At 60.5% G+C, this 19982-nt stretch carries 15 protein-coding genes; 4 read left to right on the forward strand and 11 right to left on the reverse strand.

The genetic code is table 11. The features are described 5' to 3' along the window. Nucleotides 1–31 precede the first annotated feature (31 nt). Nucleotides 32–1000, forward strand: a complete 969-nt coding sequence (locus ABVS03_RS07540) for a hypothetical protein (RefSeq protein ID WP_368018625.1) — start codon at nucleotides 32–34, stop codon at nucleotides 998–1000. Between the two features lie 213 nt (nucleotides 1001–1213). Here the strand turns inward: ABVS03_RS07540 and ABVS03_RS07545 are convergent, their stop codons facing one another. Further along, nucleotides 1214–1666: a hypothetical protein gene (locus ABVS03_RS07545; protein WP_330971438.1), complete on the reverse strand. Its 453-nt coding sequence runs from the start codon at nucleotides 1664–1666 to the stop codon at nucleotides 1214–1216. Nucleotides 1667–1840: 174 nt separating this feature from the next. Between ABVS03_RS07545 and ABVS03_RS07550 the strand changes: the two genes are divergently transcribed. Next, nucleotides 1841–2533 carry a DNA alkylation repair protein gene (locus tag ABVS03_RS07550; RefSeq protein WP_330971439.1) on the forward strand — a complete coding sequence of 231 codons (693 nt, stop codon included), beginning with the start codon at nucleotides 1841–1843 and terminating at the stop codon, nucleotides 2531–2533. A 270-nt stretch (nucleotides 2534–2803) separates the two neighbouring features. Here ABVS03_RS07550 and ABVS03_RS07555 read toward each other — a convergent pair whose 3' ends face one another. Both ABVS03_RS07555 and ABVS03_RS07560 read right to left on the reverse strand, forming a co-directional pair. Beyond that, nucleotides 2804–3265 (reverse strand): GNAT family N-acetyltransferase, encoded by a 462-nt coding sequence (locus ABVS03_RS07555; RefSeq protein WP_368018626.1) that lies wholly within the window; start codon nucleotides 3263–3265, stop codon nucleotides 2804–2806. Between the two features lie 57 nt (nucleotides 3266–3322). Next, entirely contained in the window at nucleotides 3323–3718 is a 396-nt protein-coding gene (locus ABVS03_RS07560; protein ID WP_368018627.1) for a flavodoxin family protein, read from the reverse strand. A gap of 187 nt (nucleotides 3719–3905) precedes the next feature. Between ABVS03_RS07560 and ABVS03_RS07565 the strand changes: the two genes are divergently transcribed. Next, nucleotides 3906–4229, forward strand: a complete 324-nt coding sequence (locus ABVS03_RS07565; protein WP_330971442.1) for a glutathione S-transferase N-terminal domain-containing protein — start codon at nucleotides 3906–3908, stop codon at nucleotides 4227–4229. Nucleotides 4230–4583: 354 nt separating this feature from the next. On the opposite strand, the gene ABVS03_RS07570 is transcribed toward ABVS03_RS07565, so the two are convergent. From ABVS03_RS07570 to ABVS03_RS07605, 8 genes are all read right to left on the reverse strand, one after another. Next, a complete protein-coding gene (locus ABVS03_RS07570) occupies nucleotides 4584–6224 on the reverse strand; it encodes an FAD-dependent oxidoreductase (protein ID WP_368018628.1) in 1641 nt (546 codons plus the stop codon). Nucleotides 6225–6304: 80 nt separating this feature from the next. After that, the gene (ahpC, locus tag ABVS03_RS07575; protein WP_368018629.1) at nucleotides 6305–6868 is read right to left on the reverse strand and encodes an alkyl hydroperoxide reductase subunit C; all 564 of its coding nucleotides are present in this window, start codon (nucleotides 6866–6868) and stop codon (nucleotides 6305–6307) included. Nucleotides 6869–7132: 264 nt separating this feature from the next. After that, complete coding sequence (locus ABVS03_RS07580) at nucleotides 7133–8971, reverse strand: Wadjet anti-phage system protein JetD domain-containing protein (RefSeq protein ID WP_368018630.1); 1839 nt, start codon at nucleotides 8969–8971, stop codon at nucleotides 7133–7135. Between the two features lie 132 nt (nucleotides 8972–9103). Next, the gene (locus ABVS03_RS07585) at nucleotides 9104–11776 is read right to left on the reverse strand and encodes a glycosyl hydrolase (protein WP_368018631.1); all 2673 of its coding nucleotides are present in this window, start codon (nucleotides 11774–11776) and stop codon (nucleotides 9104–9106) included. Between the two features lie 258 nt (nucleotides 11777–12034). After that, the gene (locus tag ABVS03_RS07590; RefSeq protein WP_368018632.1) at nucleotides 12035–13642 is read right to left on the reverse strand and encodes a DUF5597 domain-containing protein; all 1608 of its coding nucleotides are present in this window, start codon (nucleotides 13640–13642) and stop codon (nucleotides 12035–12037) included. 12 nt (nucleotides 13643–13654) lie between these two features. Next, the gene (locus ABVS03_RS07595) at nucleotides 13655–15124 is read right to left on the reverse strand and encodes a family 43 glycosylhydrolase (RefSeq protein WP_368018633.1); all 1470 of its coding nucleotides are present in this window, start codon (nucleotides 15122–15124) and stop codon (nucleotides 13655–13657) included. 15 nt (nucleotides 15125–15139) lie between these two features. Then, nucleotides 15140–17371 (reverse strand): beta-glucosidase BglX, encoded by a 2232-nt coding sequence (gene bglX, locus ABVS03_RS07600; protein ID WP_368018634.1) that lies wholly within the window; start codon nucleotides 17369–17371, stop codon nucleotides 15140–15142. 92 nt (nucleotides 17372–17463) lie between these two features. Further along, nucleotides 17464–18840, reverse strand: a complete 1377-nt coding sequence (locus ABVS03_RS07605; protein ID WP_368018635.1) for a PTS transporter subunit EIIC — start codon at nucleotides 18838–18840, stop codon at nucleotides 17464–17466. Between the two features lie 129 nt (nucleotides 18841–18969). Here ABVS03_RS07605 and ABVS03_RS07610 point away from each other — a divergent pair, with 129 nt between their 5' ends. Continuing rightward, nucleotides 18970–19962: an AraC family transcriptional regulator gene (locus ABVS03_RS07610; protein ID WP_368018636.1), complete on the forward strand. Its 993-nt coding sequence runs from the start codon at nucleotides 18970–18972 to the stop codon at nucleotides 19960–19962. The last annotated feature ends 20 nt before the right edge of the window (nucleotides 19963–19982 follow it).

Genomic DNA, 19982 nt, shown 5'->3' on the forward strand with positions numbered 1-19982 from the left:
ATGCAGAAATGACCGGATGGAGGCACGTGCAATGGACACAGACAGCAGGGATCTGCTCGATATGCTCACGCTCATGTATCTCGCCGCGACATCGAAGGCGGAGGGCAGAGGCAGCAAGACGAAGCAGGTAAGCACCGGGACACTTTCAAGAGAGGCGCTCGCAGACCTTGTCCGCAGCGGCTATATCCGCGTATCCAAGGACCCTGCAGGGCGCATAGAGCTCACGCCGGCAGGTGCTGCCACCGGCGAGTTCATGAAGGAACTCTTCAGTGCCTTCCAGGAGGACATCTTCACGACCGTAGCCGCAAGCTCGAAGAAGCAGGAGAAGAAGCGCCAGAATCCTGCCTTCAAGTTCCATATCGTGCTCGATCTCGGACACGACCTCACCTGCTGGCGCGACATCGTCGTGCCGCAGCACATCACATTCGGACAGTTCCATGAGATCATCCAGTCGGCCTTCCTCTGGGAAGACTCCCATCTCTTCGAATTCCGCCTCACGACGCACGGTAGAAAGATCGAGATTGTGAGCGATGCAGACGGTGCAGGAGCGGCCTTCGCGGCCATCGCCCATAATGGGCCAGTCGATGCGGAGTCAATGACCATCGACGAGGTGTTCCCCAGGACGAAGAATGCCGTCTATGAGTACGACTTCGGCGACTCCTGGTTGCATTCGATCCATCTCGCAGAGACGATCCGCTCCTATCCGGGCACCCTCCCCTGCTGCACGGCAGGAGAAGGAGCAGCGCCTCCGGAAGATGTGGGCGGCTCCTACGGTTTCAGGGAGTTCCTGTCAGCGCTCTCCGATGTCACGGATCCCGACCACGACGGTGCGGTGACCTGGGCTGGCACCGAGAACTACGGACCGTTCGACCTCGATGAGGTGAATGAGCGCATGCAGCACTGGTACAGGGCAAGCAGAGGTGATAGTGAAGAGGAAGAAGGCAGCCTCGAGACAGGAACTTCAGGAGGAGCTGACATCCTGACCTTCCCGCAGAAGTAGAGGCACGGGGTTTCAGTCTTATGCCAGGGCAGCCTGAATCGGCCATAATCGATTCAGGCTGCCCTTTCTGTCGACTATGGCCGATCACCCAAAAAGCGCTGCCGTATGGCAATGCCTGCTCGAGGGATGGCCTTAATGCATCGTCAGAAAGAGAAGGGACGGTAAAGCCTGCAGGCCTTTCCGTCCCTTCGCAGGATGTCCCCAGAATATGCTCTATGCCTTCTTGGCGGGCAGCAGCTTGTCGAGTCCTGCCCTGTTGAGCACGATGTGCACAATCGCACAGATGAGGAAGAGCACAGCTGAGCACATATGCACGATGCCTTGAGGCGTAGATGCCGCCTCGTCGAAGCTGAGACCTTCCGCCATGCGCATATGCATGAGCGCACCGCCGCTCAGAAGCGCCGCGATCAGAAAGACTGCCATCGCAAGGCCAAGGCAGCAGTCGAGCCTCGTCTCTCTGTTCATGGACTTCTTCGCCACGTTGCGTGTCGTTGCCACGACCTTCCTGTGTGCCTGCACGGCATGCACGACAACCGCTGCGACCAGCAGGAAGCCGAAGAGCGCATGCACATGGGGATCTGCATGGCCCGTCAGATAGGTCACGATGAGAAACACCGCCACGACGATATCGGTTGCAAGGCGTGCTTTCGTACTTGGCTTCTTCATATGCCGACACTCCCGTCTCAATAAGCGACGGGAAGATGTTAGCCTATTGATACTTATTGCAGAAGACCATATTCGGACGCATTTGAATCATCAATCCGTCTGATTGGAGAGTCCGACATCCTGCAGCCGTCCCTCTTTCTTCAGGCTATGCTTGTTATGGGAAGGGAGGATCTCATGGACTGGATCGAGCAGAGGCTCTTCGAACTCAGGGATACCGAGAGCCAGTACCGCACGTTCAATGCGCGCGTTGTCGCAACAGCGGACCCTGCCACGATGCTCGGCGTCCGTGTGCCGCGCCTGCGGCGCCTTGCGAAAGAGATTCTGCGCTCCCCTGACAGGGCAGCCTTCCTCGAAGAGCTTCCCCATGCGTACTACGAGGAATACCTCCTCCATGCCTTCGTGCTGAACGAGGAGAAGGATGCAGAGCGCACGATTGCAGAGCTCGGCCGTCTTCTGCCCTTCGTCGACAACTGGGCCGTCTGCGATGCGCTTGTCCCGAAAGCGTTCAGGAAGCTCGCACCAAAGCATCTCGAGGCGCTTTCCCGGAAGTGGATGCAAGCAGAGCATGAATACACGCGCCGCTTCGGCATCTCTCTTCTCATGCGCTATCTTCTGCCCGATGGCTTCAGGCCCGAGCATCTCCTCTGGGCGCAGGAGGCAGATGACGGAAGGTACTATATCGAGATGATGGTCGGCTGGTTTGTGGCAGAGGCCCTCGTCACCCAGGAGGCATCGGTCCTTCCCTTCCTCGAGGCAAAGACGCTTCACGTAAAGACGGAGCGCATAGCGATACAGAAGGCGCTCGACAGCAGAAGGATCGCTCCCAAGATGAAGGAGCATCTGCGCCAGATTCGCGCCACGCTCTGATTTTCGATATGAAAATGCTCCGGTGTGCAAGGAGGCAAAAGCACCGGAGCATATAGGATTCCCAAGATAAAATGCAATCCTGAGAGCCCTTTGGGGGACTTGTTCAGGGCGCTTCCCGCGCCGACATCAGTTATACCCGATGACGCGTTATCCCTGTTCAAAGGGCACTTTTATGCATGTTTCTCCACACCTCGGACACGTTGTGCCCGCACTTCCATCACACATGTGGGCGGGATGTGTGGATGTTCAGTCACTTAACAGCGACCGCCCTCAGAATGTATGCGTGAAGGCAAGGCGCTCCTCGCCGTTGCGCCTGATATGGACGATGCCGCAATAGACGAAGCCGCAGCTCCTGATCAGTCCCTGCATCGGGATGTTGTCCCTATGGGTGTCGATGCGCACTGCCATGCCTTCTGCCTTGGCCTCATCGAGCGCCCAGCGCATCATGGCAGAGCCGATGCCGAGGCCCTGCTTCGCTGTCGCAAAGCGGTGCACGACCCGGTAGTGTCCATTGTCCTGCCACTCACCTTCATAGATCTTCGCATAGTCAGGCTCGGGACCGGGCAGGAAGGCGAAGGCGCCCTGCGGCACACCATCCTCGTCTGTCCAGACCATCAGATGATGTCCCTCGATATCGCGCGCTATCATCTCTTCGGTCGGAAAACCCACCTGCCACTGGTTCGGGTTTCCTGCCTTCACCATGAATCTTTGCGCTGCTGCATAGATTTCCATGCAGCGGGCAAGGTCCTCTTTCCTGGCTGGACGGATGCAACCCATCAGCTGCTCCCTCTACTTGGCCATATCGTCGGCAAAGGCCTTTGCTTCCTTCAAGCGCTCAGCAGACGGCTTGTTCTTCGCATAGAAGGTCCTCTCGGCGACGACGATGCCGCGTGCCTCGAGCTCCTTCCTCATAAGGTCGAAGGAGTGCTTCGAGAGCCAGGTCGTGGAGAAGAGGACCGCCCGTCCCACCATGTCGCCGTCAAGCGTCCTGATATAGGAGACAAGCTTCTTGTCGAGGCCATAAACATAGAGGGCACCGCCGATAAAGAGGACATCGATGTGGCCTGAGAGCTTTGCCTCAGGAGCGTCGACAGAGACGGCCGGCACGCCGAGCTCCTCTGCGATAGCCTCTGCGAGAAGACGGGTATTGCCGGAACGGGAACAGTAGCGGACTGCGCACTTCATGAGATCCTCCTTGCATCGTGTTCTGACATATCTATTGTGCACAATATATTTAGACGGTCAACCGGCGGCATGAATTCGGACACGGCATATGCATCCATGGATGAAGCATGAATATGCTTCCTTCTGTGTACCAATTGCTGATTGCGGGAACAAGGAAGGCAACAACAGCGAACGAAAGGCGGATTCCATGTCTTCGAATCTCGAGCTCTACGTAAAGAACGGCTGCCCCTGGTGCCACAAGGTCCTCTCCTTCATGGAGGCAAACGATATCGAGCTGCCGCTCCACAACATCGATGAGTCCGAAGCTGACCGCGAGCACCTCATCGAGGTTGGCGGCAAGCGCCAGGTGCCATGCCTTCTCATCGACGGCAAGGCCCTCTATGAGTCTTCTGACATTATCGATTACCTCAAGGAGCATGTCGTGGAAGGCGAGGCTCAGGAAGCAGCGCCTGCTGAAGAGCCCGCTGCTGCTGGCGCGCACTGCACGCTCGATGGCCACTGCAGCTTCTGATCTTTTCCTGTGCCCTTCCTCGTATCGCCCGGATCTCGTCAGGAGGTCCGGGCGATTCTTTTTTGCCATCCCATCTGCCGGAAGACAGCGGCACCTCCGCAGCGCTCTTTCCGGAAGCTTAAGGGCTGACCTGCGGCAGCGGTCCTGCCCCATGTATGCTCCAGGAAAGATGCTGTCTGGATTCGGCAGGCAGAACAGAACACAGGACAGAGAGCACGCGCTGATATCCATCAGGCCTTTTCCATCCCCTGCCTTTCTTGCAGCCCCATCAGGCACTTCGGGCCTGCGCAGAGCGCTGACATGGAAAGGGAGGGTCCGGAGGCCCTCCCAAAAAGTACAGTCTCTGAGGTTTTCCTAGACGCCGATGAGGGAGAGGATCTCCGTCAAGCCCTTCTTACCGAAGGCGACACGCTCGTCGCCTCCGTCATTGATAACAAGGCAGGGAACGCTCATCACGTCGTAGGCATCCTTGAGTGCCGGGAAGCGGTTCACGTCGTAGACCGCAGTCTCGACCTTGGGATTCTCTGCTGCGATGCGCTGCGTCGCGACGGCGACCTCAGGACACATCGTGCAGGACAGGCCGACAAGCACCTTCATCTTCACCGGACGCGAGATTGCCGCGATGGCTTCGCGGTCTGCGGCGGCTATCTGCTGGCCGGGACCGGAAGCATTGTAGAGGCCGAGCACGAACGAGGTGAACTCATGCCCTCCCGGCACGCCGTGGAAGCTCATGCCGCAGGGCACACCATCCCGAAGGACTGAGACATAGGGGAGCTCTGCCGGATCGTCGGAAGATGTATCGGCACGCGTGACCGAAAGCTTGTCGCTCTCTTGAGCAAGCGCCTCCATGTAGGCGGCAAGCTCGGATGCAATCTCTCCGTCGTCGAGATGGAGCTCGAGGACAAGAGGCTTCTCCATGCGCTCGAAGACCGCTGCCAGCTGCGAGCGCATCGCGTCGTCGATGGGACCATCAGAGGAGACCTTCTCCTCCTTCTTGGAGGCTGCCTTCTGGACCCTCGTTGCCGGCTGGACAGGATGGATGCCGGTCTTTTCCTGCGCTGCCTTGAGATAGCGCTCCATCTCCGTCGCCGTGGCAGCGCCCTCGCCGATTGCGGTAGCGACCTGGCGGAGCCTCTTCTGGCAGATGTCTCCTGCCGCGAAGAGCCCGTCTGCTGTCGTCATCTGGTGCTCGTCTGTGATCACATAGCCCTGAGGATCGAGCTCGGCAAGGCCCTGCGCCAGCTCTGTTGCCGGCGCATAGCCAACAAAGACGAAGACGCCGACAGTCCCTCCATCCTCAGGCTTCACCTCATGAGTCTCGCCGGTCTTTTCGTCCTTCCATACGAGGCTCCTTACGACGGAGTCACCAGATACCGAGACGAGCTCGGCATTCGTATGCACGGTGATATCAGGATTCGCACGTGTCGCATCGGCTGTCGCCTTCGCGCAGGTGAAGTCATCCTCGCGCACAAGCACGGTCACATGCGAGGCATAGCGGGTGAGGAAGACGGCTTCCTCTGCCGCCGCAAAGCCGCCGCCCACGACGAAGACCGGACGTCCCGAGAAGAACTCGCCGTCGCAGGTTGCGCAGTAGGCAACGCCGTGGCCGCGGAACTCTTCCTCGCCAGCAAAGCCGGCACGGCGCGGGCTTGCACCGGTTGCCAGAAGCACCGCGAGGCACGAGAGCTCTCCCCTGCTGGTCTTCACGTGCTTCACGTCGCCCGAGAGGTCGATCTTCTCCACCTCGGCGAGCAGCATCTCGGCACCGAAGGCCTCGGCCTGCTGGCGCATCGTATCGGTAAGCTCTGTGCCCGAGGCAGCAAGGACGCCTGGATAGTTCACGACTTCTGATGTGATCGTGATCTGGCCTCCGAAGTGCTCGCGCTCGACCACAAGGACGCGGTAGCGGGCACGTGCCAGATAGAGCGCCGCCGTGAGTCCAGCGGGGCCGCCGCCGACGATCACCGCATCATAGATCTTCTCTTCCTGTTCCATGGCAGACCTCCTTCGTATTCGTCTGCTGCCACCTCAGAGAGAAGGCCAGCTTCCGCTGGCCTTCCCGAAACGTTTCTGTCTTACAGCTGGCCCACAAGATCGAGGGACGGCTTCAGGGTCTCGGCACCCGGCTGCCACTTTGCAGGGCAGACCTGGTCGCCGTGCTCGCGGACGAACTTCGCGGCCTGGACAAGGCGCAGAAGCTCCTTCGCATTGCGGCCGATGCCGCCTGCGGTGACTTCGTAGACCTGGATCTTGCCATCCGGGTCGACGATGAAGGCGCCGCGCTCCGCAAGGCCATCGGACTCGATCAGGACCTCGAAGTCCTCTGCAAGGACATGTGCCGGGTCAGCGAGCATCGGATAGGCGACCTTCTGGATGCGCTCGGACTCGTCGTGCCATGCCTTGTGGACGAAGTGGGTATCGCAGGAGACGGAGTAGACCTCGCAGCCCTCCGCCTTGAAGCCTTCATAGTTCTCTGCAAGCTCCTCGAGCTCGGTCGGGCAGACGAAGGTGAAGTCTGCAGGATAGAAGAAGAACAGAGCCCACTTGCCGAGGACATCAGCCTTGGTAACAGTCCTGAACTCGCCCGCCTGGTAGGCCTGGACGCTGAAATCGGAGATCTCCTTGTTGATGAGAGACATGTCCCATCCCCTTTCTTTTCTGCAGCTCTGCTGTGCTGCTCCTTAACTGAGAACGATTATTATTATCAATATCCATTCTCACTAGTCAAGAACAATTCTCAATATTTTTGGAGCTTCGTCCTGAAGGAGCAGGCCGTCTCTTCGGAGCAGCATATGTGCAGGTCATGATGCATATATATAAGAGCATGCGGAAAGAAAGAGGCACGCCTCCCCATCAGGGAAAGCGTGCCTCGAATAAGTATCTCTAACAATACAGGCTCTTTTTTAGAGATCCTGCTTCACGAGAATCTCCTGCGGAATGAGCTCGCAGGAATCGACGACCGTCTTTGCATAGGCAGCCGCCTCGTCGGAAAGGACATTCAGAAGCGGGGTCATATCATAGTCCTCGATATTCACCTGCTTCGTCGTCTCGTTGTCCCGGGCATCCGGGAAGCGCTCGGACGCCTTCTTCACCATGAGCTCGTAGGCAGGGGCGAACGGGGCAAACCCGTACTTGCCATTGAGCTCATGCTCAAGCTTGTTCATGATCGAGATGCCGGCGCGGTCGATATCGCCCCAGTAGAGCACCTCGATCGTGTCAGCACCCAAGGTATCGAGCAGAAGCGAGAGCCTGTTGTGCTCGATGATGGGCGTGCCGCCGCCGAGGACGACTGCATGGATGCGCTCGCCCAGGATCGTCGTCCTGCCATCTTCGTACATGAGGTCATGCACATCGAGGTAGGGGTCGAGGTTCTCCGTCACGAGCACCCGCATGTGCTTCCGTCTCCTTGGCGCATGGTAGACGAGGTCAGACTTCGGAAGCGGACGGTGACGGATGATGTCCTCCATACCGAGGGCACGAAGAAGACGGAATCCGTCAGAGCCATACTCGAAGAACTTCTCGTCGCCTCCCATCTGGTAGGCGAGCTGGCGGCGGGTGATGTCTCCAGGGAGCATCCCGTCCTGGAGGATGGAGTTCATCGTCTCGATCTCATGCTCGAAGAGCACATAGGCCTTCGGATGCGAGAGCAGCCATCCGTTCATCCAGAACCTCTCATCGAGCTGGACAATCTTCTGCCTGATCTCTGCGTCGGTCTCGCCACCCCTGCGCACATAGGGAATCTTGCGCAGGTCGCGCGAGTGGGACGGCTTCGGCGGAAGCGGACGCTTCGCCGCAGGCGCCCCTTCCTCCTTCGGAGCAGATTCTTCATCTGCCTCAACGGCTGCATCGCTGTCGATGCCCAGAGCCTCGTCAGCCTCTGCCTCTTCAGCAGCTGCCTCCTCGGCTTCTGCCTCGCGCTCAGGCTCGAGCACGGATGCTGCCTCGGCAGGTGCTTCTGCCTCCTGCAGAGGCACCTCTTCCGGCGTCTCTTCGGAGGAATCCTCCTTTGCCTTCACGATGCGGTGGGTGCGGCGGCGCCTCTTGCGCGGTGCCTCGGCAGCCTCATCTGCAGGTTCTGCCTTGGCCTCCCCTGCCTCTTGAGGCTCTTCTGCAGCCTTTGCCTCAGGCTCTGCTGCAGCAGCTTCTGCCTTCCTGCGCGTACGGCGGCGGGGCTTCTTCGGTGCCTCTTCCTGCTCCTGCACATTGTCTGCCTCGGAAGCATTGGATGGGCCTTCGGCCTCTTCAGCCTCAGGCACAGCCTTCTTCGTCCTCCGCCTGCGGGTCCTCTTCGGCTTCGGCTCCTCTTCAGGAGCCTCCTCCTGCGGTGCAGCTTCGGCCTCCGGCTCTGCCACGGCTACTGCAACGCTTTCAGATGCGACCGGTTCGCTTTCGGGAACAATGTCTTCTTCCCTGTCAGCCTCTGCCGCCTCTTCTTCGGCCTCTTCGGTCGCCTTGGCATAGGCAGCCTCGATCAGCTCGTCCTTGATGCCAAAGACATTGTCCTGTCCATACCAGACCAGGACTTCGGAGCAGATGCTGTCCTGCGTCTCGCTGTCGTCGAGCCCGACCTTCGAAAGAAGCTTCTCGAGGCCTTTCCTGTCCGTGCGGTAGTCCTTGAGACGCACGAGCGCACTTGCAAAGCCAGAAGCCAGATTGCGCTTGGCAGGCGGGATCAGAGGAGACACCTCATCACGCACGAGCTCCATGAGGGCATGCTCGACATCAGTCAGTTTTCTTGCCATTTCTAACACCTCCTTTTCCATTGGCAACAGCTGCATTCTACCCTCTCGGCCCATCTGACAGATAGCCTCATAGCAGAAGGCCCTGCTTTTCTCGCAGGAAAAGCAGGGCCAGAAGACTCTCTATGCTGCTGTCTAGGCGCCGAAGACGAGCTCTGCGCCGTCAATGCCGGTCGGCGAGATTGGCAGGAACTGCCCCACGAAGTCATCCATCGCGCGTCCGAGCGTTCCTGCGACCTCGACGAGGATTTCGTTGCGTCCCGGATGCACCGCCCCATCGAGGCTGAAGCTCCAGTCCGGCACGATGCGCACGCCGAGTTCGCGTCCGTTTGCCTGCACACGCACGACGCCTGCGACATCGGCAAGCTCGAGCATGATTGAAGCTGCAGCTTCCGCCTCCGTGAGCTCGAAGCTGAAACGATAGCGGACATATCCTGCAAAGGATTCCTGTCCTGGCAGGTTCGTTGCGAAGGCAGGCTTCGAGAGCCTGTACGGTGCGCTCCACTCCGTGCCCCTCGACTCGAAGGAGGAAAGCTCGGCAGTGCAGCTCGTGAGGACACGGCGGCTGGAAGCCTCGAATGCAGGCAGAGCCTCCTCTGCCTCGAGCGGGGCCTTCGAGACAAGCACGAACTTCGAGGCACCCGGTGCCAGATCGAGCGCGAAGGGCTCAGAATCTGCAAAGAGCCGGCCCGAGAAGGCGTCGAACACATAGCCATTGCCTTCTGGTGCACCCATAAGCGTGCACTGGACGCGCTCGGAGGGGCTCTCGTTCACGAAGAAGTACTCGTCCACCCCATCGAGCACGTAGTGGTAGCTCCTGAGCCACGGCTCCGGCTCAGAAGGCAGGAGCTCTCCAATGCCTGCATCATAGAGCTTGTCTGCGAGGTCATCCAGGGAAGCGATGTGCACGCAGGATAGATCTGGCACCTCATGCCCCTCGCTCGTACGCTCGGGGAGGCCGCAGAGGAACCAGACCGGAATGTTCTGGGAGAGCTCGGCAACCTTCATCAGCAGCGCTTCGGGCAGCGCCTCGCTCCAGGGAAGGACGAGGGCACGGAAGCGCTCGGCGCCTGCCACGAGACGCCACACGCCGTCTTCGCCCTCCTCTGCCTTTGCCTCCATGAGCCAGTCTGCAGAGATGAAGTCATACTCGATGAGGCTGCGGGCAAGGACACGGGCAGGCTTCTGCGCAAGCTGCCAGTCTCCCGACCATTCCCCTTCGGCATTGAAGTAGAGGGCAACCGGTGCTGCATAGGTGCCGCCCGAGAGAAGGGCTGCCAGCCGGTTCATGTAATCCATAAGGACCTTGAGCTCTGGATACTGCGGGTTCATGCCATGGGCATAGAGGTGCGGCGGACAGTCTCCATCCGGGAAGGCCTTCGGGCTGAACGCATGCGGCACGAAGTAGTTCACGCCACGCACGAGCATGTAGTCGGCGAGGTACTTCATGAGGGGAAGGCCCTCTTCCCAGCCATAGGCACCGAAGACCTCTGCCATGCATGCCCCGTGCTTGGCAGGATCGATATGGGCGAGCGAGCCGCCAATCTTGCCCAGGACATAGGTGAAGAACTCTGCATCCCAGCCCGGCTTGTGGAAGGCGCGGAAGACCCCCTTGTCATACCCGGGCACAAGCTGCTGCATCACCACATCGATGCCTGCCATGTCGGCATGAGCCTCTGCCCTGAAGAAGTGGCCGGCACCATACCCCAGGCGAGCCAGCGCGTTGTTGTCCTCGATCGTATGGCCGATATGCCTGACGCCGTGGCGGTGGCACCAGTCAGCAATCACGCCGTCGAAGTTCTCGCTCCAGAGCTCGCTGACAGCATCCATGTAGGCATAGCGTATCGCATGGGCCTCTGCGCTCTCGCCGAAGAAGAGAAGCGGCAGATAGCGGACAATGTCGTCTTTCCCCATCTCTTCTGGGAGATGCTCCACCATACGCTCGGGCACGGCTTCGGTCCAGGGAAGGACCATCTGGGGATTCCTGCCAATCGAAGCGCCTTCCGAACCATGGATGTTGCCGAAGCGGGGCTCATCCGAGAAGAAGCCCTGGAAGGTGTGACCGAACTCGTCGCCGAAGTGCTCGAAGATGGGCTCATAGACCGTATCGAGGAGGATCTGGGTTGCCTCCTTCTCGAGCGGATTGAGATAGCCTTCCGTCTCCTTTTCGCCGCCACGATAGCTCACCATGAGCACCTGGATGTACCAGGCACCTTCGGGCAGGTCGAGGTCGACGACCGTGACGGGGCCTTCCGAGGCGCCTGTCGGCCTTCCCAGAGGATCGGTAGACGGACGGCCGAACCTCCAGTCCTTGCGCTCATGGACAAGGGATGTGAGGTCGCGCGTGTCTGAGACATCGGGCTCGTCGTCTTCGGCCCTCCTCTGCGCAAGCACAGCGAGAATCTTCGCCTCGGGATCCATCAGGGCATAGCTGAGGTTCAGCTGGGAGCACTTGAGCGGGCCCATCACATCGAAGGTCTGGAGCCTGAGATAGCGCTTGCGGCGCTCAGGGTGGTTCTTTGCGACCTCGCCGTTCGCGAATCCTGTCGGGAAGTGGCTGTCATCGAGCAGCCACACCTTCATGCCAAGAGAGCGGCAGAGATCGATGATGAAGGCGATATCGGAGAACCAGCCTTCGCCGTTGAAGTCGGGATGGGGCCTGGCCTCGATGCAGAGCGCGCCGATGCCTGCCTTGTGCATGGCCAGAATCGTCTCGCGGTATGCCTCATGGTCTTCCCCGTGCACCCAGAGAAAGGGCGCGATATGGTTCTCAGATGTTCCGGCAAGCACCTGCTCGATCTTTGTCATGGCAATCCCTTCTCAAGCTGTCCAACCTGATTCTACGGATAGGCCAAGCCTCAGGACAATGACGGAGAAGGACCGAAGAGTTGACGGAAAATGACCTCATCACGCTGCCGGACACACCCTTTTCAGGGCACATGCCGACTGGATATCTCCAGGTAGTTCCCCATCTGCGCCAATGGCCCACATCCAGGACACACAGCTCTGTGCTGACCATATGCGACAAGGCAGGCGCAGGCCAGATGTCCGAAGCGAAGAGCTGCCCTAGGAGAAGAGCAGCACGCGGACCTTCAGGAGCGTGGGCTCGGTGCAGGAAAGGATCTGGAGCTCGTCGCCGTTGAGCCTTCTTCCGCGCTGCCACACGCCTTCCGGGCAGCGTCCTTCCTCGAGCTTCAGCACCTCGGCATACGGCCGCTTCCCGTCTGCCGATGCAAGGGAAAGGCGTGCCTCATACGCTAGGATCAGGGCTTCGGCTGTCCCTTCCCTGCTGTCTGCACCCAGATCGAGCACAGCCACGGCTCCCGGCACGCCCTCCGTGAAGCTGGCCTTGAGCAGTGCCTGCCCGAAGGGAAGCGCCTGTTCGGTTCCCCGTTCCGCGATTGCAGCATCGAGCCTGCTGCCTGCGAGGTCGCATGCCGTCTGCATATCCACAAGCTCCTGGAGAAGCTCCAGCGTCTGCCGATAGCGCACAGGATCCTGCGGCGTCTGAAGCGCCGGATCCGAGACATCCATGCCAAAAAGGAAGCCCTGCGTCGCTGTGAAGGGCTCCCCCATCTCCTCGAAGCCGAACGGCGCAAAGATCGGGGCATGGTGGTGGCAGATGGCCCAGATGGCACGCGGAGCCAGATAGCTGTGCGTGGCCGTCTCGACGATCGAGAGGGGATTTGCATCTGTGTGGTAGCCGTCGCAGACGTCGCAGAAGCTGCGTACATAGATGTCGGGGCAGATGATATCGATCGAGGGAGCCGCCACCTTCCATACCGGCATCATGCGCGCAACCGGTCCGCCGGAAGGATAGCTGCCTGCAGGCTTGCCCTTGTCGAGCCAGCAGTTCGCAAGCAGCGGCAGCGCATATTCGCGCCTGCCGGCCGAAGCGACCTCTTCGACGAAGCGTGCGGTATGCCAGGCCTGGAAGAGCTCGTCTGCTACGGCATTGCTGCCGAAGGCCTCCTCCCAGCTTCCTGCCTGAGCCTGTCCTACCACGGCCCTGACATCGTCCGGCAGCTCTTCGAGGTGTGCCTTCAGGGCACCGAGCAGGGCTTCGGGGACCTCCTCCTGCGCAAAGAGCCCGTCTGCCAGCTCCGAATGCTCGCGTGCTGCGCACATGAGGCCGCATTCGTTTTCCACCTGCACAGCGACGACAGTCTGCGCCTTGCCGTCGAGCTCCCGCAGATGCCGCATCAGTGCAGCGAAGGCACGGGCATCGGCAGCTGCAGTCTCGTCCGAGAGCGCGCTGAAGGTCCCATAGGTGGCATGGTAGCGCGCGATCTCGATCTGGCGCTGCCCGCGGATGGGCTCTGCGCGCCAGAAGCGCTTCTGGTCACGCTTGACCCACTCAGGCGCATAGAAGCCCTGGGAATTCTTCCAGGTGCCGAACCAGAGAAAGACCAGATGCCCGTCATGGGTACGTGCCTGCGCAATCAGGCTGTCTGCCTGAGAAAAGTCGAAGACGCCCTCTTCCGGCTCGAGCAGCTCCCACGTCACGGGCACTGCCAGTGTCGCTATGCCCAGTTCATGGGCCTTCTGCCAGGCAGCTTCCATGGCAGCCTCATCCGAGCTCGTCGAGTTGTGGACCTCGCCGGCAAGCGCGACGAAGCGCCTTCCTGCGACCTCAAGGCACGGCTCTCCGTGCCAGGATCCCATCTGTGCCATCTTGTGCTCCTTTCAGCAGCCTTCTGCGCTGTGTACGGTACGGAACGCATAGAAATCGAGAGCGCCCGTTCCCCGGAAGACGAAATAGAGCGCATGCGTGCCCCGGACAGCTCCATCGAGCGCAGCGCTTGCCCTGTGCCAGCTATCTGCAGCAGACACCGGAATCCGGGCAGCCACAGGGCCATCCGGTGCATCGAGGCGGGCCTCGAGCACGCCTTCCGCATCCCCCCTGATCTCTGCCTCGAGCGCGTCTCCTGCTCCGGAGAAGGCAAAATACTTGAAGCCCACCTCGGCGCGGTCGCGCATGTTCGCGATGAAGAGGCGCGACGAGGTCGGCACGCCGGAAATCTCTTCCTGCACGAGCTTCGGATGCAGGGGGCTCCAGACACACCGCGACGAGAAGTGCAGGATGCCTTCGGCGCTCCTCAGATGGCAGGCGGCATAGGCAGGAATCTCCTTCTCCGGATCGAGAGGTCCTCCATTCAGGCCCTGGCTCGTGATCTCTGCCTGCTGGATGCTGCCGTCCTCCCCGATGCAGAGCGGCTCTGCACAGTCCTGGCGCGAGAACTGCATGCCATGGGTATGGCGGTGATAGAAGATATAGGGCACCCCCTCGACCTCGACGATGCTGCCGTGGTTGTTGCCGAGATAGAAGACGGCATCCTCTTCCCGCTCATGGCCGCGAAGCCCCACATCGCCGTTGCTGATGATGACGCCGCCGAACGTGGGCGGCACATCAGGAGCGCTCGTGCTCGCCCAGCAGAGCTCATGGCCCTGGGCGCTCGAATAGATGAAGTAGTATCTGCCCCGGATCTTCCGGAAGCTCGATGCCTCGAGGAAGGGATGTGCTTCGAAGCTCGTGCCGGCAGCATCGCGCATGCCGGGCACGAACGGCTTCGGCGCCCCCTTCACGGTATGCATGTCGCACTCGAGCTCTGCCACATAGGAACCCGCCAGCACCTCATCCGGTCCCTTGAACCGCGCAGCGTCTGAAGGACGTGCGCCGAAGCCATAGTAGAGCCAGACCCGTCCATCCTCGACATACGCCGCCGGATCGAACGGTGCACCCAGACCGTTGCCGGGAGCAATCAGGGTGCCATCCTCCATCTGGACGCGGCCAAGATAGCGGAAGTGTCCCGCCGGCTCGTCTGCGACCGCCACGCCGATGGCGGAAAAGCCATAGAAGTAATAGAGGTAGTAGCGCCCATCGGGTCCCTGCACCACATCAGGGGCAGCATAGGTGGCGTGCTCCGCATTGTTCGGATCGTCCCAGCGGGTATAGATGACGCCTTCATAGCTCCAATGCGTGAGGTCGTCTGTGGGAGCCGACCAGCAGACATAGTCGCCGACGCAGTAGCTCTTTCCGCCTGCTGCATCATGGCTTCCATACACATAGAGCCGGTCTCCGAAGACATGCGGCTCGCAGTCCGGCGTATATTCCCAGCTCGGAAGGTAGGGATTGACAATCTGGCGTCTGCCCATGAATCTGGTCTCCTTTCATTTTCCAAAGGTGAACGTGGCCGAAAGCACGTCCTGGCTCGAAAGCCCCACGAACACCCCGAACGTTCCTGGCTCTGGGCCGAATGTCATGTCCCGGCGCCAGAACGCGAGCATGTCCTCGTCTATCCGAAACGCCACCTTCTTCGTCTGGCCGGGCTCTGTGCTCACGCGCCTGAAGCCCTTGAGCTCCTTGATCGGACGGGTGACAGAGCCGGTGCAGTCATGGAGATAGAGCTGGACCACGTCGGTTCCGACCACCGGTCCGTCATTTGTCAGCTCGGCTTCCACCTGGATGCTGCCACCCGGCATGAAGGAATCCGAGCTGAGCTTCAGATTCCCAAGATGACTCCGGTGATAGCTCAGGCCATAGCCGAACGGATAGAGCCCGAAGATTCCGGCATCGAGGTAGCCGGTGACGAAGCGTCCAGCATGATTGGCACCGGCAGGCCTTCCGGTCGGATACTGCGCATAATAGAGCGGCAGCTGCCCTTCCGTTTCAGGGAAGCTCATTGCGAGGCGGCCTGAAGGATTCACGTCGCCGAAGAGGACATCCGCGATAGCCGCGCCGCCTTCGGTGCCGGGCCACCATGCATAGAGGATGGCATCGGCAAAGGGCACGACATCGGAGAGCACAAGCGGACGCCCGGCAAAGATGACTGCCACGACCGGGATGCCCAGAGCATGCACCCGCTCGAGGAGCTCCTGCTGGACACCGGGAAGCCTGAGCTTCGTGCGTGTCCCCGCTTCGCCCGACTGCAGCGCATGCTCGCCGAGGCAGAGCACGGCCACATCGGCCTCCCTGCAGGCAGCAAGCGCCTCCTCGATAAGAGGCTCCTGGGGACCCGGTGCACTTTGCCCCAGCATCTTGGCAAAGGAGCCGAGCTGTGCAAGCTCTTCCGCACTCAGCACATCTGCGCCCTTCGCGCAGGCAAAGCCGCCTTCGCCGAGACGTTCGCCGAATGCGTGCTTCACGGTCACGACCGGATCTCTGTCTGCATGGATTGCCCACATGCCGACGATGTCTTGCGAGTCGGCATACGGGCCGATGAGGGCGATCTTCTGGTCGCGGCGAAGCGGCAGGGGCGGCCTGCCGTCATGCGCCGGCTCGTTTCTGAGCAGCACGAGCGACTCGTCTGCGACGGTACGGGCAGAAGCAAGATGTGTCGGCGTGCACAGATGCTTCTGGGCCTCGTTTCCATCGATGCAGCCCCGGAAGGGATCCTCGAAGAGGCCGAGCTCGTTCTTGAGGGAAAGCACGCGCCAGCAGGCAGCGTCGATATCCTTCTCGGCGATGCGTCCCTCATCCACAAGGCGCTTCAGGCTGTGGGCGTAGCAGTCGGTCTTCATATCGATGTCGACCGTGGCCTTCATCGCAAGCTCGGAGGCTTCGTCCCTGTCTTTCGCCACGCCGTGATTCATGAGCTCGAGGATTGCGGCATAGTCCGTGATGACAGGACCGTCGAATCCCCATTCCGTGCGCAGCACATCATGCAGGAGCCAGCGGTTCGCCGTTGCCGGCACGCCGTCAATCGTGTTGAAGCTTGTCATCACCATCTTCGCCCCGGCATCGACGGCAGCACGATAGGGAGGCAGATACTCCTGGCGCAGACGCCTCTCGCTCATGTCGACCGTGTTGTACTCGCGCCCGCCTTCCACCGCGCCATAGCCGGCAAAGTGCTTGACGCAGGAAGCGATGCCCTGGCCTTCGGAAAGCCCCGCCTGGAAGCCCCTGACCATCGCCTCCGCGAAGCGCGCGCCCAGATAGGGGTCCTCTCCCCCCGGCATCTCCATGACACGGCCCCAGCGCGCATCGCGCACCACATCGACCGCAGGGCTGAATGTCACCATGCAGCCCAAGGCCCTGGCCTCGTCAGCGACCTCGCGATAGGCGAGCTCGGTACGCTCCGGGTCGAAGCTGCACCCCTGTGCCAGCGGGATCGGCAGACAGGTCCTGCATCCATAGACGATGTCTGCCATAAAGAGAAGCGGTATATGAAGGCGGCTCTTTGCAAGATGGGCTTCCTGGATGCGGCGCACCTCGTCTGCTCCCACGACATTGAGGACGCTGCCGCACCGATCGATATCTTCCTGCGTGACGCCGATCCTGCTTGCAGGACCTGTCGCGATATCTCCCCCGCCAAAGCAGTCTCCGCTGAGCTGCACGAGCTGCCCGATCTTCTCTCCGAGCGTCATCTGGTCCAGCAGTGCGTGCAGCTCAACGTCTTTCATGTGAAAGCCTTTCTGGCAGAAGTCCAAACCATCTCTCGAGCGGAAAGCGGCAGCCGGCGTCAGGAGCCGCCGGCTGCCAGAGCATGGGGAAGCTATTCGGTCTCGAGGAGCATCTTGTCGCTGTAGCCGACCGTGAAGGTGCCGGCAAACGAAACGGCAACCGCAATCAGGGCGGCGATGAGCTCAGGCAGGCCGCACATCGCATAGACCGCCGGCAGGGTGATCAGCGAGGTCGTGATCAGCGCGACCTGGTGCATGCCGAAACCAGCCGCGAAGGCGCCGCAGAAGCCGCAGGAAATCGCCATGACTGCAAACGGACGCTTGTACTTGAGCAGCAGGCCGTAGATGGCAGGCTCGGTGATGCCGCCCAGCCAGGTAGAAGCCAGGCAGTTGAGCGCGTTCTCCTTGACGGAGGAGTTCCTGGTCTTCAGGAAGATGGCAAGGCAGCAGGCGCCAACCGCATAGTTCGTGCCGACCGTGATCGGAAGGATCACGTCGTAGCCCATCGTTGCCATGTTCGATATGATGACCGGGATGAAGGCCCAGTGCATGCCGAAGATGATGAGGACCGGCCAGAGGCCGCCAATCAGGAAGCCGGCGACAGCAGGGACGGTGCTGAGCAGGAAGAGGAGTCCGGAAGCGATGGCAGAAGAGATGACATTGGCCACAGGACCGACAACGAAGAGGGTGACGATGCCAGTCAGGAACAGGTCGATCATGCCGCCGAAGAGGCCACGGACGCCGTCCGGCATCTTCTTGATCGGCTTCTCGATCCAGGACTGGATATAGGCTGCCAGGACGATCGGGATGACCGACTGCAGATAGCCTGAAGCAGGAAGCTGCACCGGAATGCCGAAGAAGGTCGCTCCGTCCGGGAATGCCGTGTTGAGGGAGACCATCGACGGATGCACGAGGAATGCCGCCACGGCCACCGTGATCCACTTGTCGCAGCCGAACTTCTTGCCGGCAGAATAGGCAAGCGCAATCGGCAGGAACTGGAAGAAGCCATCGCCCACGCAGTTCAGGATTACGTAGGTGGAGCTGGCCGGATCGAGCCAGCCGAAGGAGCTGCACATGACAGCAACGGCCTTGAGCAGACCTGCAGCGGTGAATGCCGGAAGGAACGGCGTGAAGATGCCGGTGATGATGTCCATGAGCCTGCCGACGATGTTGCCCTTTTTGCCTTCATCGTCTGCCTCGACCTCGCCGCCCGCAAGCTCGGGCAGGATCTTCACGACCTCGTCGTAGACATCGGTGACATGCGTGCCGATCACGACCTGGTACTGGCCCTGGGCATGCATGACCTGGATGACTCCCTCAAGCTGGGAGATCTTCTTGTCGTCTGCCTTGCTCTCGTCCTTCAGACGGAAGCGCAGGCGCGTGATGCAGTGCGTATAGGATGTGATATTGTCCTTGCCGCCCACCAGCTCGACGATGCTGGCGGCAAGCTCTCCCCAGTTCCTTGCCATAGAGTCCTCCTCCTCTTTCGTGCCGCTCTGGCACGACCAGAACCAAATATAGGGAGCGCCCCCGAGCGCTACAATGACAGAAGGAGCGGCATGCATTGACCATTTCGTACTTTGGAGGAGCCTGATGCCATGAATCCCGAAGAGCTCGACCAGTGGCTCCGCAAGCACACAGAGAGCGAGGAGCGCTATCTGAGGAATGACGAAAGCGGGCTTGCCGAGAAGCTGCGCACCATCGGGACGGACGGGCAGGGACACCCCCGCATTCCGACCACGGCCGCCCTCAGCCGAGAGCGCCATTTCGGGTTCAAGAAGCACAGCCGCTTTCTGGACTATCCCGAGCATGTCCATGACTGGGTGGAGTTCGAGTATATGTATGCAGGATCGTGCGTGCAGCATCTCAATGGCATGCCGATCGAGGTAAAGCAGGGACAGGCGCTTCTCATCGACCAGAACACCCGCCATAAGGTGCCCCGCCTCGGGGAGGGCCAGATCCTTCTGAACCTGTTCTTCGGTGCAGACACGATTCCGACGCTGCTCGAGCAGCTGAGAAGCCCACACAGCATCGTGTACGACTTTCTGGCCAATTCCATGAGCCAGACCGCGCGCAAGGATTCCTTCATCCTGTTCGATGCTGCAGATTCCTGGAAGCTCCACTCGCTCGTCGTGATGTTCGGCTGCGATTTCCTCGAACAGGAAAATGCCGCAGACGAACGCCTCACCCCGCTGTTCCAGCTCATCATGATGGAGCTCATAGCTCTGTGCCAGGATGGCAGGTCGTCAGCCAGCCTCGAGAGCGCGCGCCAGATCTCGGTCCTGCCGGCACTCCAGGCAATCGAGGAGCACTACCCGGACATTACGCTCGACGAGATTGCCCGGCAGATGGGCGTGAGCCCTGCCTATCTCTCGCGGCTTCTCAAGCAGCAGTGCGGCAGCAGCTTCCAGCGGCTCCTCACCCGTCAGCGCATGAGCGAGGCCGCACGCCTGCTTGACCTCGGCACCACGTCTGTCACCGAGGTCGCTCGCCATGTCGGCTACAACAATGTGACCTTCTTCTACCGCAAGTTCCAGGAAGAGTTCGGATGCTCGCCCGGAGCCTGGCGGACACGGAAGCATGCGGTCTGAGCGGATGCAGTCACGCCCAT

Source organism: Olsenella sp. AGMB03486, assembly GCF_040884255.1.
GTDB classification, from domain to species: domain Bacteria; phylum Actinomycetota; class Coriobacteriia; order Coriobacteriales; family Atopobiaceae; genus Olsenella_L; species Olsenella_L kribbiana.